This is a genomic window from Halomonas alkalisoli (assembly GCF_021412585.1).
Taxonomy (GTDB): Bacteria; Pseudomonadota; Gammaproteobacteria; order Pseudomonadales; family Halomonadaceae; genus Halomonas; species Halomonas alkalisoli.
Map to the genome: position 1 here is coordinate 63,372 of NZ_JAKCMI010000030.1, position 14,325 is coordinate 77,696.

Sequence of the window (14,325 nt, forward strand, 5' to 3'; positions counted from 1 at the left end):
ATGTCCAGCGAGGAGATTTCCCGCATCGTGGTGATCGGCGGCGGCCAGGCCGGCGGCTACGCCTGCAAGGCGCTGCGCGGCGAGGGTTATACCGGCCGCCTTACCGTGGTGGCCGATGAGCCCCACGACTTCTACGAGCGCCCGCCGCTCTCCAAGGGGGTGGTTACCGCGGGCGAGCCGCTGCCGCGACTCTTCCCGGAGGAGAGCCTGGCGGCCCTGGCCATCGACTGGCGGCGCCCTCGGCGTGCCACCGCCATCGACCGCCAGGCCCAGGAGGTGGTGCTCGACGACGGCGAGCGGCTGGCCTATGACCGCCTGCTTATCGCCACCGGTAGCCGGCCCAGGCTGCCGGTGCCCGAGTGGGCGGAGATCGGCAATGTCATGACCCTGCGCACCTGGGACGACGCCTCCCGGCTCAAGGCACAATTCGAGGCGAGCCGGCGCATCGGCGTCATCGGCGGCGGCTGGATCGGCCTGGAGGTGGCCTCCAGCGCCCGCAAGCTGGGTCTCGAGGTGGACGTCTTCGAACGCGCCCCGGCGCTGTGCGGCCGTAGCGTGGGCCCCGAGGTGGCCGAGGCGATCCGTGAGCTCCACGAGCGCCACGGCGTGGGCCTGGCGCTGAACCGCCAGGAGATCCGGCTGAGCGAGGAGAGCGACGGGCGGGTGACGATCACCGCCGGCGCTGAGGCCCGCGCGCCCTATGAACTGGTAGTGGTGGGGGTCGGCGTCGAGATCAACCTGGAGCTGGCCCGCGAGGCGGGGCTACGCACCGAGCAGGGCATCATCGTGGATGCCGCCGGGCATACCTCCGACCCGAAGATCTTCGCCGCCGGTGATGTCTCCCAGCACCCCCAGTTGGGGCTCTGCCTGCAGTCCTGGGCCTATGCCCAGAACCAGGCCCGGGTGGTGGCCGATGCCATGCTTGGCAAGGCGGCCCACTACGACGAGCCGGCCTGGCTCTGGTCCGACCAGCACGGGGTGAATATCCAGATCCTTGGCGTGCCGAGCGGTGAGCTCCAGTGCGTGGTGCGTCGGGAGGCCCAGGGCCCGGTGTTCTTCTATCTCGACGACGAGCAGCGCCTGGTGCAGATGATCGCCTTCGACCAGCCGCGGGCCATCAAGCTGGGCAAGCGCTGGATCGCCGCCGAGCGGGCACTGGACGCCGCTCAACTGGCCGACCCCGACTTCAACCTGATGACGCTGCGCTGAGGGATCGCGCCCGTCGCGGTCATTCCGGTCGGGCCCCGCCGCTGCCGTGGCGGGGGCCGCGATTCCGTCTCGGAGCTCCCATGCTCTTTCCGCCCCGCTATGCCCCCCTGGTGGTCTCGGTGTTGATGACCACCTACATGGCCGGTCTGATGACCCTGGCCATCACCCTGGTGAACACCGGCCTGGATGCCGGCTTCTTCGGCCGCTGGGCCAAGGCCTTCCTGATCTCCTGGCCGATTGGCTTCACTCTGATCACCGTCGGGCGGCCGCTGGTACTGCGCCTGGCCGCCAAGCTGATTCGCGCTTCCTGAACCCCGCTCTCCTTACGCCGTCGCAACGTACGGTCGCCTGCCAGGCCTGTGGATCGTCATGGCAGGCGCCCAGCGGGCGCTGTCGTGCCTGCGTCGGAGGTGTCGCACTTTTCGTCTTTCGAGGGGTTTGACAAAGCCCGGCGCTCGGCCTACAGTCTGACTATCAAATAATAAACTCTGTTTCATATGTTAAAACATCAACGAGAGACGAGAAACGGGTGGGGTATGACAAGACTAAAGATAGGCATCTGTGGTGGTGGTGTGGGTGGCCTCTGCGCGGCCATCGCCTTGCATGAGGCGGGCCATGAGGCGATCGTCTTCGAGCAGGCCAGGCAGTTCCTGCGTATCGGCGCCGACGTCAACCTCACCCCCAATGCGGTGCGTGCCCTGGACCGGCTGGGGGTGGGCGAGGTCCTGCGCCAGACGGCAGCGCGGCCCACCCATCGCCTGAGTCGTACCTGGGACAGTGGCGAGATTACCTCGAAGCTGCCCATGAGCGATGCTGCTGAGGAGAAGTATGGCGCACCTCAGTTGACCATTCACCGCGGCGACCTGCTCAAGGCACTGGAGGCGCGGCTGCCCGAGTCGGCGATCCGCCTGGGCAGCAAGGTGGCCTGGGTCGAAGCCGAGGGGGAGCGCCCCGTCATCCATTTCGAGGACGGCCGCGAGGAGAGCGTCGACGTGGTAATCGGTGCCGATGGCATCCACTCCGCGGTACGGCGTTCGCTGTTCGGCGACGACCACCCCGAGTTCACCGGCCTGGTCTCCTATCGGGCCGTGGTGCCGCGCTCGGCGGTGCCGGAGGTGGAGAACCTCGATGCCTTCACCAAGTGGTGGGGCGAGACCGCCGACAGCCAGGTGGTGGTCTTCCCCCTGACCCGCGGCGAGGAGGTATTCATCTTCGCCACCACGCCCCAGGAGGGGTGGCGCGAGGAGTCCTGGACCCTGCCCGGCGACGTCGAGGAGCTGCGTGAGGTCTACCAGGACTTCCATCCCGACGTGCGCGCCCTGCTGGCCGCCTGCGAGAGCGTCACCAAGTCGGCCCTCTATGTGCGCGAGCCCATGGCGCAGTGGTCGAAGGGGCAAGTGACCATCCTCGGCGATGCCGCCCATCCCATGGTGCCCTTCATGGCCCAGGGGGCCTGCATGGCCATCGAGGATGCGGTGGTGCTGTCGCGCTGCCTGGCCGAGGCCGATCGTGAGACCGTGCCGGCGGCCCTGGCTCGCTACGAGCGGGCGCGTCGCGAGCGTACCGCCCAGGTGCAGCGTGGCTCCCGGGCCAACAACTGGCTCAAGGGCGAAGGCAACGCCGACTGGGTCTATGGCTACGACGCCTGGGGCGTGGCCATAGACTGACGTTCTCTATCACAACTCACAACTCACAACCACAAGAGCTAGAGAAGCCATGAAAACCTCCAACCTGACAAAACTCGCCGTGGGACTGTCGCTGGCCGGTCTCTCCTTCACCGCCACCGCCAACGAGGTGACCCTAAATGTGGTGAGCTTCACCCCCAAGACCGCCGCGGTCTCCGCCGGCTTCGAGCGCTTCGTGAATGCGGTGAACGAGGAGTTCGAGGGGGAACTGGCGCTCAACTGGCGCGGCGGTCCCGAAGTGATGCCCCCCTTTCGCCTGGCCGATGCGGTGCGTAACAACTCCATCGATATGGCGCTGGTCAGCCCCAGCTACTACTCCGGTCTGGTGCCCTCCTCGAGCAGTGCCAATTTCTCCTTCAAGAACTACGAGGAGATCCTCGAGAGCGGCTACTACGACCGCATGACCGAGATCCACGCCGACCGTGGCCTGCGTTACCTTGGCGAGATTCCCGCCACCGACGTCAAGTTCTTCCTCTTCTTCAAGGATCGAATCGACGGCATCGACGACCTGGCCGGCAAGCGCATCCGGGTCTTCCCCACCGGCCTTCCCTTTGTCGAGGCGTTGGGGGCCAATGGTCTGGTGCTGCCCATCGGCGAAATTTATACCGCCATGGAGCGGGGCGCCATCGACGGTTTCATGCAGGGCAACCTGGGCTGGGCCGAGCAGTACGAGGACGTGGTCAACTACTACATCACTCCGCCCTTCTACCGTGCTGGCTTCAGCATCCTGGTCAGCCAGCGGGCCTGGGATCGCCTCCCCGAGGAGCTGCGAGGCGAGCTTCTGGATTATGTGCGCCATACCTTGGGGCCGGAGCTCGACCAGAGCTGGGGAGACGTGATCGCCGCCGGTAATGGCGAGGTGGCGGCCGCCGGTTTCGAGGAGATCGCCCTGGAAGGCGAAGAAGCCGAGCGTTACTTGCAGATCGCCATCGACGCGGCCTGGGAGCATATGCAGGAGCAGATCGGCAATGACGAACTGACGGCGGAACTGCGCGCCATGCTGGTGGAGTGATCCACCCCGGTGGGGTGCCTCGTCCCATTCTGGGCGGGGCGCCTCCGACTTTCCCTACTTCAGGTGGCTCGATATGCAACAGTCACTCTCCCGCGGTACATCTCTTCTGTTACTGCTGATGCGGGGCGTGAGTCGTTTGAACCTGCTGCTGGCGGGCATCAGCGCAGCCACGCTGGTGGCTGCCACCGCAGCCGTCTTCTGCGAGATCCTGTCGCGATTCTTCTTCGGCAAGTCGCTGGTCTGGGTGGTGGAGCTAAGCGGTTATGCGCTGCTCTACATGACCTTCCTCGGCGCGCCCTACCTGCTGGAAAAGAACCGCCACGTGGCCATCGATATCGTCACTGAGCACCTGCCGCCGCGGCTGCAGAGGCCGTTGGCGTTTCTCGTGGCCCTGTTCGGGGCGGCCATCTGTCTCTATGCCGCCTGGTATGGCCTGGCGGTGACCCTGGACCAGTACCAGTTCGGCTCTCGCGAGACCACCGTGCTGGCGCCGCGCAGTTATCTGCTCACCTGGGTCTTTCCCCTGGGCATGTTCCTGCTCTCTATCCAGTTCGTGGCACAGGCCGTGGCCTGTCTGAAGCGCTGACCCTGTCGGCTCACCCGACTCAGGCCCCCTGTGGAGGTATGTTATGGATTGGTGGCTAACGCTATCGCTTATTCTCGGCGCCCTGCTGGTATTGATGATGCTGGGGCTGCCGGTGGCCTTTTCCTTTCTGGCGGTGAACCTGGTGGGCGCCTACGTCTTCCTGGGCGGCACCTCCGGCATCGAGCAGCTGGTGATCAACACCACCGATGCCTTGACCAGTTTCACTCTGGTGCCCATCGCCATGTTCATGATCATGGGCGAGGTGATGTTCCGCTCCGGCATCGCCAATGACCTGATGGACACCCTCGACAAGTGGTTCGGCAAGCTCAAGGGGCGTTTGGCCTTTATGGCGGTGGGCGGCGGGGTGCTCTTCTCCACCCTGACTGGCAACAGCATGGGTGCCATTGCCCTGCTGGGCTCCAGCTTGACCCCGGAGATGGAGAAGCGCGGTTACAAGAAACCCATGTCGCTGGGGCCCATCATCGGCTCCGCGGGCCTGGCCATCATGATTCCCCCCAGTGCCCTGGCGGTGGTGCTGGGGGTGGTGGCGGAGATCTCCATCGGCCGGCTGCTGATCGCCATTATCCTGCCGGGGTTGCTGATGGCGGTGCTCTATGCGCTCTATATCTGGGGACGCTGTACCCTGCAGCCGGACCTGGCGCCCTCCTTCGATGTGGAGCCGACACCGCTCAAGGTCAAGGTGGAGGCGGGGGTGCGCAATATCCTGCCTATCGGCTTTATCGTCTTCGCCGTGGTGGGGGTGATCTTCCTGGGCCTGGCCACGCCCACCGAGGCGGCGGCTTCCGGGGCGGTGGCCACCATCCTGCTGGCCCTGGTCAAGCGCCGCCTGACGGTAGAGAACTTCCGCACCTCCATGTTCGAGAGTGCCAATATCTCGGTGATGGTGCTGCTGATCGTCGCCGGGGCGGTGGCCTTCAGCCAGCTGCTGGCCTTTACCGGCACCACCTTCGGCTTGATGGACGCCGTGCTCTCCCTGCCGGTGAACGACCATATGATCGTGCTGGCCATGGTGCTCACCGTGGTGCTGCTGGGGATGTTCATGGGGCCGCTGCCGATCATGCTGATCACCCTGCCGATCTTCGTGCCGGTTGTGGACCAGTTGGGCTTCGATACCATCTGGTTCGCGGTGCTCTTCCTGCTGGCCATCGAGACCGGCTCCACCTCGCCGCCGCTGGGCGCGGCCCTGTTCGTGATGAAGGCGGTGGCGCCTCAGGGCACCACCATGGGCAGCATCTACCGGGCCGCCATCCCCTTCCTGATCTGCGACTTCCTGGCCATCGCCATCATCTTTGCCTTCCCGCAGATCGTGACTGTTCCCGTCGGCTGGATGTTCGGCTGATTCCGCCCTCCCCGGGCCAGGCGTGCCGCCGGTCCGGGGAGGTGGCCGTGGAGATATCACTATGCGACGCCCCAGTTTCGTTATCTTTATCACCGACCAGCAGCGTGCCGATCACCTGGGCTGCTATGGCAACCCCACGGTGAAGACGCCGCATATCGATGGCCTGGCCGCGGCCGGGGTGCGCTTCACGCGCTTTCACGTGGTCACGCCGATCTGCCAGCCCAACAGGGCGGCGCTGGTCACCGGCCAGATGCCCTCGGTGAACGGGGTGCGCCAGAACGGCATTCCCCTGGGGCTCGACAGCCTTACCTTCGCCGAGGTGCTGCGCGGGGAGGGCTACCGCACCGGCTATATCGGCAAGGCGCACTTCCAGAACGTCACCGATATCCCGGCGCCGCCCCGGACCCCGGGCAGGCAGGGGGACACGCCGAGGCTTGCCCTGGCGCGGAGCGATCAGCGCCAGGGCCCCGACTACGGCTGGGAAGTGCGCCGTCGCTGGGCACAGCAGCCGGGCCTCGCGCTGCCCGGCCCTTACTACGGCTTCGAGCACGCCCGGCTGTGCATCGGCCACGGCGACCTGGTGGATGGCCACTACACCGCCTGGCTGCATGAGCGCCACCCCGATCCGGCCGCGCTGCGCGGCCCCGCCAATGCCCTTCCGTCATCGGTATCGGCGCCCCAGTGCTGGCGTACCGCCGTGCCCGAGGCGCTCTATCCCACCCGCTATGTCCAGGAGAAGGCCTGCGACTTCCTGGCGAAGCAGGACGCCGAGACCCCCTTCGTGCTGGTGGTCTCCTTTCCTGATCCCCATCATCCCTTTACCCCGCCTGGCCGCTACTGGTCGATGTACGACCCGGACGAGGTGGAACTGCCGGCCTCCTTTCATCATCCGGTGGAGGCCATCGAGGGTCTGCCCGAGTCGGCCCTCGAGGCTTACCGCTGGGGCGCCGAGGATCCGGAGAGCCACTGGCCCTTCGCGGTGAGCGAGCGCCAGGCCCGGGAGATCATCGCCCTCAACTACGGCAGCATCAGCATGGTGGACGATGCCGTGGGGGAGGTGCTGGCCACCTTGAAGACGCGTGGCCTGGTCGACGATACCGTGGTGGCCTTCACTTCGGATCATGGCGACTACATGGGCGATCACGGCAGCATGCTCAAGATGGGCCTGCACTTCCAGAGCGTGTTGCGGGTGCCGCTGATCTGGCACGACCCCCAGAGCGACGCCCATGGAACGGTCTGCGGGCGGCTGGGCAGCGCCATCGACCTGGCCCCCACGCTGCTGCAGCGGGCCGGAATCAAGGTGCCCATCGGCATGCAGGGCGAGGACCTGTTCGGGAGTGAGCCGGCGGCGGACGTGCTGGTGGAGGATCCGGGCATCCTGGTGTTCCGCGACAGTGAGGCGCGCTGCAGCATCATCACCTTGGTCACCGAGCGCTGGCGGCTGAGCCTCTTCGAGGGGGAGGATGGGGGCGAGCTCTATGACCTGGAACGCGATCCCCATGAACTCACCAACCGCTGGAACGATCCCGATTACCAGGCGGTGCGCCTCGACCTTCAGGCGCGGCTTAGCCAGCGCCTGATCGCCCTGCGCGACCGCAGTCTGGTGGCCACGGCCCGTGCCTGAGTCCGGCTGCTCGGCCCTGAGAATTCTGAGATATTTTTACATTAAAAACATGTGGTTATAGTGATCTATTTATGTCGAATGTGACCTTGACAAGGGCTTGGTAAGGACTTATCTTTGTTGTATCAAATAATAAATATGGTTTTATATATGAAACGACCTGAGGTTGACTCCCCTTCTGCCCAATCGCACGGCTGGATGCGACTCGTGCAGCACGACAGCCACTGCGGCTCGAGCGATGACATGCCGCCAAGAGGTATGCTGGTGCCTGGAATGGTCATCACCGGAGAGGACGCCTTATGAGTGACAAAGATGCACGCAAGTATCTGATCCCCGGCCTGGAGCGCGGCCTGACGATCTTGATGGAACTGAGCCGCAACGATCGCGAGATGAGCTTTGCCGAGATCGCTAAGCGGGTGGACATCCCCAAGGCGACCGCCTATCGGGCAATCCAGACCTTGGAGTACATGGGCTTCCTGCGTCGCCACCCCTCCACCGGTCTTTATTCCCTGGGGGTCAATGTCCTGCGGCTCGGCTTCGAGTATGTGGCCTCCCTGGACGTGGTGCAGGTGGGCCAGCCAGTGATCGAGTCGCTGCGGGACACCACCGGCTGCTCGAGCCATATTGCCATCCGCGACGGCCGGGACGTCATCTATGTGGCGCGGGTCAGTGCCGCCAATGCCACCATCCGACGGGTCAGCGTGGGTACCCGCTTGCCGGTGCACCGCACCTCCTTGGGACGGATGCTGCTGACTGGCCTGAGCCGGACGGAGTTCGAGGCGCTCTACCCCGACGAGGCGTTGCCCGATGCTCAGCCAGGCGCACCAGCCAGCCGGGAGGCGCTGTGGGAGCTGGTCCAGGAGGATCGCCGTCGCGGCTACGTGATCGCCGAATCCTTCTTCCAGCTCGGCATCTCCTCCATCGTCTACCCCGTCTTCAATGGCGACGGCGAGATCGAGGCGGTGGTGAGCATCATGGTGCCGGTGCACGAGATTCCCGCCGAGGAGCGCGAGCGGCTGCGCGGCCCGGTGGAAGAGGCAGCGGCGACGATCTCCGGTTTGCTTGGTTACCGAAGCGTTGCCGAGCACCGAGGCACTTAGCAAGGAATGGTGCCGGCCAAGCCGGCCAGTAAATGCCCGACGCCAAGGCGAGGGCCACACAGACGACAACCGCGTCGATTGACGCAGGAGTAAGAGCATGAGCATCGTTGGCATCGAAGCGTTGGAGTTCGGCGTGGAGAACCTGGCGGTCGGCAAGCAATTCGTGGCCGATTTCGGGCTCTCCCCTGTAAACGACACGACCTTTGAAACACTCAATGGTGCGCGCCTGAGCCTGGCGCCGATAAACGACCCGCAGCTGCCGCCGGCGTTCGAGTCCGGCTCGACTCTGCGGCGCATGACCTGGGGCGCGGCCGATGCGACCGCCCTGGCGGCGTTGAAAGTACGCCTGGCCGACCAGCCCGGCTTCGTCGATCATGGCGATCTCATAGAGTGTCGCGACCCCAACGGCATGACGGTGGCCATCCGCGTCAGCACCCTGCGCGAGGTGGAGCTGGAGGTCACCCCGATCAACCAGTACGGCGACATGCGCCGCATCGACACCCCGAGCCCGGTCTACGAGCGCGCCACTCCCGTCGGCATCGGCCATGCGGTCTTCTTCGTCGACGACCTGGAAGCCACCGAGGCCTTCTACCGCGAGAAACTCGGCTTCGCCGTCTCCGACCGCTACACCGACCGCGCGGTCTTTTTGCGCATGCAAGCCCGCGGCGGCCACCACAACCTCTTCCTGCTCAAGCTGCCTCACCGCGGCGCCGGCCTCAACCACGTGGCCTTCACCGTCCGCGACATCCATGAGGTGATCGGCGGCGGGCTGGCCATGAACCGCAAGCAGTGGAGCACCTTCCTGGGCCCTGGGCGTCACCCTATTTCCTCGGCCTACTTCTGGTATGTAAACAGCCCTCTGGGTGGTGCATTCGAGTACTACACCAACGAAGACTATCTCACCGAGGCTTGGGAGCCGCGGGAGATGCAGCACTCCCTGGAATCCTTCACCGAGTGGGCCGTGGAAGGTGGTATCGACGCCGAGACCCGTCGGCAGAAGAAGGCCGAAGTCTGACCCTGATTTCGATAATCGATCCCTGCCAAACGAGCAAGAGCAAACAAGGAACATAAATCACCCGAGATAACAGCGACTACTCCCCCGATATAACGAGACCGTAAGAGACGGACTCGTTACCGATGGAAAGGACCATGCCGAGATGCCCTAAGTTGGCGTCATGGGATCGCGTTGTCTCGATTCACGCAAATCGAGTGGTTTTGAGACCCTCGGCACTACAAGCGAAGTGACCCAAGTAGAGAGGAAACGACAATGTCAGAGATGCTGGAAAGCTGGAAAAAACCCGAAGGTACCACTTTCGAAGAGTGGATGCAGACTCGCATAGCGCGCTTCAAGGGCCGCAAATACGACTGGAACGCCCTGAAGTTTCAGGCCGATTACGATCCTAAGTATCGCCGTGCCCAGATGCGTTATATCGGCACCGGTGCCACCGGGGTCAAGGCTGATACCAACACCATCCCGGCCGAAAACTTCACTTTCTCTACCATGGTGTTGCCGTCCAAGTGCGAAGGGCCGCTGCACGTGCACGACGATGTGGAGGAGGTGTTCTTCGTGCTCAAGGGCACCATCACCCTCTTCCTCAAGGATGGCGACGATTACATGGAGACGGTGCTCGAGGAGCGTGACGTCATCTCCATTCCGCCGCGCATCTATCGGGGCCTGTTCAACCACGGCGAGGAAGAGGCGCTGATGTGCGTGATGCTGGGGACGCACAAGCCGCAGATCCCCACCTATCCGGAGGATCATCCCCTGTCCAAGGTCAAACGTAACTAAGAGGGAGGACGCCGTGGACGCCAAACGCCTCACTCTCGACAGCGGAGCCCAGTGCTACCGCGAGCAGTCGCGGCCCGCGCCAGCCCCGCCCTTGGTGCTGCTGCACGGCATCAGCTCCAGCGCAGGCTCCTGGGCGAAGCTCGCCGAGGAGTTGCCGGGCTACCGCCTGCTGGCCTGGGACGCCCCGGGCTATGGCGAGAGTCAGCCCCTGGCGACGGAGGTGCCCACGGCCGCCGACTATGCCGTGCGTCTGGAGGCCTGGCTGGCGGCGCTCGGTATCGAGCGCTGCGTGCTGGTGGGCCACTCCCTGGGGGCCATGATGGCCGGCGCCTATGTGGCGGCCTATCCGGGCCGGGTGGCCGGTCTGGTGCTGGCCGACCCGGCCCAGGGCTACGGTGATGCCGATGAGGCCAGGCGCGACGAGGTCTATCGCAGCCGCTGGACCCAGCTCGAGGCTCAGGGCCCCGGCGCCTTCGCCCGGGCCCGGGCGCCGCGGCTGCTGCGCGAGGTTGCCGATCCCGCGGACATCGCCCGGGTCGAGGCGGAGATGCACAAGCTGAATCTGCCGGGCTTCATCCAGGCGAACTGGATGCTCGCCCACGACCGTCTGGCGCGCTACCTGCCGGCGGCGCTGGCGGTGCCGGCCCTGGTGGTGTGCGGCGACGAGGATCGCATCACCCCGCCCGAGGACGCCCGGGCTCTGGCCAGCCGCCTGGCGGTGCCCTATCGCGATATCCCGCGGGCCGGTCACGCCAGCTATATCGACGCCCCCGAGGCCTTCGCCCGGGCCCTGGACGACTTCGCCCGCCCGCTGTTCGGCGCGGCTGAGGCGCCAGGGAAACTCTAGGAGATCCCCATGAGCTTTCTGATCGAACGACGCGTCGCCGTGGTCACCGGCGGCTCCTCCGGCATCGGCCTGGAGACCGTGCGCCTGCTGCTGGCGGAGGGGGCCCGGGTGGCTTTCTGCGGCCGCGATACCGAGCGTCTCGAGGCGGCGCGGGCGGCGCTCGCCGACGACTTTCCCGATGCCGAGCTGCTGGCGATGGCCTGCGACGTGCTTGACGAGGCCTCCTGCGCCGATTTTGCCGCCGCGGTGGCGGAGCGCTTCGGCGGCGCCGACATGCTGATTGCCAACGCCGGCCAGGGCTACGTGGCCCACTACGACGACACCCCCAAGGAGGCCTGGCTCGCCGAGGCCAACCTCAAGCTGTTCGGGGTGATCAATCCGCTGAACGCCTTCCGGGGCCAACTGGCTGCCTCCGCGATCGGCTCGCTGACCTGTGTCAACTCCCTGCTGGCGCTGCAGCCGGAGCCCCACATGATCGCCACCTCGGCGGCCCGGGCGGCGCTGCTGAACCTGACCCACTCGCTGGCCCACGAGCTGGTCGACGAGGGCATCCGGGTCAACTCCATCCTGCTCGGCATGGTGGAGTCGGGCCAGTGGCGGCGGCGCTTCGAGGCCCGCGACGACCAGTCGCTGGGCTGGGAGCAGTGGATCGCCGGCATCGCCGCCAAGCGCGGCATTCCCATGAAGCGCCTGGGGCGCCCCGAGGAGCCGGCCCGTGCGCTTGTGTTCCTGGCCTCGCCCCTGGCCTCCTTCACCACCGGCGCCGCCCTGGACGTGTCCGGCGGCTTCAATCACCACCTCTGACCCGCGAGGACGCCCCCGCAATGACGACCAAACGCTTGATGATCATCGGCTACGGGGCCATGGCCCAGGAAGTGCACCGGCTGCTGCCGGCGGGCCTGGAACTGGCCTGGGTGGTGGTGCCCGAGTCGCAGCTGGCCACCACCCGCGAGCGGCTGGGCGCCGGGATCGAGGTGCTGACCTCGGTCGCCCAGTGCGAGGGGCGTCCCGACCTGGTGGTGGAGTGCGCCGGCCAGCCGGGGCTCGCCGAGCACGGTGAGGCGGTGCTCGCCCGTGGCCTGACCCTGGCCATCGTGGCCACCGGCGGCCTGGCCGACGAGGGGCTCTACGGCCGCCTGCGCCAGGCCGCCGAGGCCGGCGGCGGGCGCATGCTGGTGCTCTCCGGCGCCGTGGCCGGCATGGACGGCCTGGCCGCCGCCCGGGAGGGTGGCCTGGAGAGCGTCACCTATGAGGCCTGCAAGGCGCCGCGCAGCTGGAAGGGCAGCCACGCCGAGCAGCTGGTGGACCTCGACGCTCTCAGCGAGGCGACGGTCTTCTACGAGGGCACCGCCGGCGAGGCGGCACGGCTCTTCCCGGCCAACGCCAATGTGGCGGCCACCGTGGCCCTGGCCGGCATCGGCATGCAGGCCACCACCGTGCGCCTTACCGCCGATCCGGCGGCCAGCCGCAACACCCACCGCATCCATGCCCAGGGGCGCTTCGGCGAGTTCCGCATCGAGCTCAACGGTCGCCCCCTGGAGCACAACCCCAAGACCTCGATGCTCGCCGCCCTGTCGGTGGTCCGCGCCTGTCGCCAGGTGTTGGACCCGGTGACGGTGTGAGCGAAAGGAGCACTCCCATGACGCAACCGATCTTTATCGCCGGTGAATGGCGCCAGGGCCGCGGCGATCCCCTGGCCTCGGTCTTCCCCGCCGACGGCTCCGTGACCGCGCGACTCAACGCCGCCAGCCTTGAGGACGTCGAGGAGGCCATCGCGGCCGCCGACATCGCCTGGCGCCGCCCCGAGTGGCGCGACCTGGTGCCCCACCAGCGGGCCACCATCCTCTACCGGGTCAGCCAGCTGATCGAGTCGCGTCTCGAGGAGCTGGCCGCCCTGCAGACCCGCGACAACGGCAAGCCCCTGGCCGAGACCCGCGCCCTGGTGGCCAGCGCCGCCGGCACCGCCCGCTACTTCGCCGCCGCCTGCGAGACCCTGGAGGGCGAGCTGCCCACCCAGCGCAGTAGCGATCTGATGACCCTGAGCACCTACGAGCCGCTCGGCGTGATCGCCGCCATCACGCCCTGGAACTCGCCCATCGCCAGCGAGATACAGAAGATCGCCCCGGCGCTGGCCGCCGGCAACGCCGTGGTGGTCAAGCCTGCCGAGGCGACGCCGCTGCTGGCCCTGAAGCTGGCCGAGCTGTTCGAGGAGGCGGGCCTGCCCAAGGGGCTGCTCAGCGTGCTGCCGGGCCGCGGCCGGGTGATCGGCGAGGCCATCGTGCGCCACCCCAAGGTGCGCAAGATCTCCTTCACCGGCGGCACCAACACCGGCCGCCACCTGGCGCATATCGCCGCCGACAAGCTGATCGGCACCTCGCTCGAGCTGGGCGGCAAGTCGCCCACCATCGTCTGCGAGGATGCCGATCTCGAGGAGGCCACCCGGGGCATCGCCTACGGCATCTTCAGCTCCGCCGGCCAGGCCTGTATCGCCGGTTCGCGGCTTTTCGTGCCGCGTCGCCGCTACGACGAGGTGATGACGCGCCTGCTCGCAATCACCCGCGGCCTGCGCGTCGGCCACCCCGAGACCCCGGGCACTCACCTGGGGCCGCTGATCAGCGAGGCTCATCGCGACGGCGTAGCTGCCTACGTGGACCAGGCCCGCGCCGAGGGTGGCCGGGTGCTGTGCGGCGGCGCCGCACCGGAGGATCCCGAACTGGCCCTGGGCAGCTACTACCTGCCCACCATCATCGGGGGGCTGCCCCACGAAAGCGCGGTGTGCCAGGAGGAGATCTTCGGCCCGGTGCTGGTGGCGCTGCCCTTTGAGGACGAGGACGAGCTGCTGGGCCTGGCCAACGACAACGTCTTCGGCCTGGCCGCGGGGATCTGGACCGCCGACTACCGGCGCGCCCTGCGCCTGGCCGGGCGGCTGGAGGCGGGCACGGTGTGGATCAATACCTACAAGAAGTTCGCCATCTCCACCCCCTTCGGCGGCTTCAAGGAGAGCGGCCTGGGACGCGAGAAGGGGCGCCAGGGCATCCAGGCCTACATGCAGCAGAAGAGCCTCTATCTGGGCCTGGGCAGCGAGCCCATGGGCTGGTCGTACTGAGCCGCTCCGC

14 protein-coding genes are annotated in these 14,325 nt (G+C 66.6%); all 14 read left to right on the top strand.

Features of this window, described 5'->3' with window-relative positions; translation table 11 throughout:
- The gene (locus LY622_RS14875; protein ID WP_234291617.1) at positions 1–1,209 is read left to right on the top strand and encodes an NAD(P)/FAD-dependent oxidoreductase; all 1,209 of its coding nucleotides are present in this window, start codon (positions 1–3) and stop codon (positions 1,207–1,209) included.
- A gap of 80 nt (positions 1,210–1,289) precedes the next feature.
- A complete protein-coding gene (locus LY622_RS14880) occupies positions 1,290–1,520 on the top strand; it encodes a DUF2798 domain-containing protein (RefSeq protein WP_234291618.1) in 231 nt (76 codons plus the stop codon).
- A gap of 225 nt (positions 1,521–1,745) precedes the next feature.
- Complete coding sequence (locus LY622_RS14885; protein WP_234291619.1) at positions 1,746–2,876, top strand: FAD-dependent monooxygenase; 1,131 nt, start codon at positions 1,746–1,748, stop codon at positions 2,874–2,876.
- Positions 2,877–2,925: 49 nt separating this feature from the next.
- Positions 2,926–3,906, top strand: a complete 981-nt coding sequence (gene dctP, locus LY622_RS14890; RefSeq protein ID WP_234291620.1) for a TRAP transporter substrate-binding protein DctP — start codon at positions 2,926–2,928, stop codon at positions 3,904–3,906.
- Between the two features lie 73 nt (positions 3,907–3,979).
- The gene (locus tag LY622_RS14895) at positions 3,980–4,492 is read left to right on the top strand and encodes a TRAP transporter small permease (protein WP_234291621.1); all 513 of its coding nucleotides are present in this window, start codon (positions 3,980–3,982) and stop codon (positions 4,490–4,492) included.
- A 43-nt stretch (positions 4,493–4,535) separates the two neighbouring features.
- Entirely contained in the window at positions 4,536–5,852 is a 1,317-nt protein-coding gene (locus LY622_RS14900) for a TRAP transporter large permease (protein ID WP_234291622.1), read from the top strand.
- Positions 5,853–5,913: 61 nt separating this feature from the next.
- Positions 5,914–7,476 carry a sulfatase family protein gene (locus LY622_RS14905; RefSeq protein WP_234291623.1) on the top strand — a complete coding sequence of 521 codons (1,563 nt, stop codon included), beginning with the start codon at positions 5,914–5,916 and terminating at the stop codon, positions 7,474–7,476.
- Between the two features lie 296 nt (positions 7,477–7,772).
- Positions 7,773–8,573, top strand: coding sequence for an IclR family transcriptional regulator (locus LY622_RS14910; RefSeq protein ID WP_234291624.1), 801 nt, complete (start codon positions 7,773–7,775; stop codon positions 8,571–8,573).
- A gap of 97 nt (positions 8,574–8,670) precedes the next feature.
- Positions 8,671–9,588, top strand: coding sequence for a VOC family protein (locus LY622_RS14915; protein ID WP_234291625.1), 918 nt, complete (start codon positions 8,671–8,673; stop codon positions 9,586–9,588).
- A gap of 252 nt (positions 9,589–9,840) precedes the next feature.
- A complete protein-coding gene (locus LY622_RS14920) occupies positions 9,841–10,362 on the top strand; it encodes a cupin domain-containing protein (RefSeq protein WP_234291626.1) in 522 nt (173 codons plus the stop codon).
- Positions 10,363–10,375: 13 nt separating this feature from the next.
- Complete coding sequence (locus tag LY622_RS14925) at positions 10,376–11,209, top strand: alpha/beta fold hydrolase (protein WP_234291627.1); 834 nt, start codon at positions 10,376–10,378, stop codon at positions 11,207–11,209.
- Positions 11,210–11,218: 9 nt separating this feature from the next.
- Positions 11,219–12,013: an SDR family oxidoreductase gene (locus LY622_RS14930; protein WP_234291628.1), complete on the top strand. Its 795-nt coding sequence runs from the start codon at positions 11,219–11,221 to the stop codon at positions 12,011–12,013.
- A gap of 20 nt (positions 12,014–12,033) precedes the next feature.
- The gene (locus LY622_RS14935) at positions 12,034–12,831 is read left to right on the top strand and encodes an aspartate dehydrogenase (RefSeq protein WP_234291629.1); all 798 of its coding nucleotides are present in this window, start codon (positions 12,034–12,036) and stop codon (positions 12,829–12,831) included.
- A gap of 17 nt (positions 12,832–12,848) precedes the next feature.
- Complete coding sequence (locus LY622_RS14940; protein ID WP_234291630.1) at positions 12,849–14,315, top strand: aldehyde dehydrogenase; 1,467 nt, start codon at positions 12,849–12,851, stop codon at positions 14,313–14,315.
- The last annotated feature ends 10 nt before the right edge of the window (positions 14,316–14,325 follow it).

Excerpts from the sequence above, each read along its gene's own strand:
- LY622_RS14875 (WP_234291617.1), top strand. The coding sequence starts at position 1 with ATGTCCAGCGAGGAGATTTCCCGCATCGTGGTGATCGGCGGCGGCCAG.
- LY622_RS14915 (WP_234291625.1), top strand. The coding sequence starts at position 8,671 with ATGAGCATCGTTGGCATCGAAGCGTTGGAGTTCGGCGTGGAGAACCTG.
- LY622_RS14935 (WP_234291629.1), top strand. The coding sequence starts at position 12,034 with ATGACGACCAAACGCTTGATGATCATCGGCTACGGGGCCATGGCCCAG.
- LY622_RS14880 (WP_234291618.1), top strand. The coding sequence starts at position 1,290 with ATGCTCTTTCCGCCCCGCTATGCCCCCCTGGTGGTCTCGGTGTTGATG.
- dctP (WP_234291620.1), top strand. The coding sequence starts at position 2,926 with ATGAAAACCTCCAACCTGACAAAACTCGCCGTGGGACTGTCGCTGGCC.
- LY622_RS14910 (WP_234291624.1), top strand. The coding sequence starts at position 7,773 with ATGAGTGACAAAGATGCACGCAAGTATCTGATCCCCGGCCTGGAGCGC.
- LY622_RS14885 (WP_234291619.1), top strand. The coding sequence starts at position 1,746 with ATGACAAGACTAAAGATAGGCATCTGTGGTGGTGGTGTGGGTGGCCTC.
- LY622_RS14895 (WP_234291621.1), top strand. The coding sequence starts at position 3,980 with ATGCAACAGTCACTCTCCCGCGGTACATCTCTTCTGTTACTGCTGATG.
- LY622_RS14905 (WP_234291623.1), top strand. The coding sequence starts at position 5,914 with ATGCGACGCCCCAGTTTCGTTATCTTTATCACCGACCAGCAGCGTGCC.
- LY622_RS14930 (WP_234291628.1), top strand. The coding sequence starts at position 11,219 with ATGAGCTTTCTGATCGAACGACGCGTCGCCGTGGTCACCGGCGGCTCC.
- LY622_RS14940 (WP_234291630.1), top strand. The coding sequence starts at position 12,849 with ATGACGCAACCGATCTTTATCGCCGGTGAATGGCGCCAGGGCCGCGGC.
- LY622_RS14920 (WP_234291626.1), top strand. The coding sequence starts at position 9,841 with ATGTCAGAGATGCTGGAAAGCTGGAAAAAACCCGAAGGTACCACTTTC.
- LY622_RS14900 (WP_234291622.1), top strand. The coding sequence starts at position 4,536 with ATGGATTGGTGGCTAACGCTATCGCTTATTCTCGGCGCCCTGCTGGTA.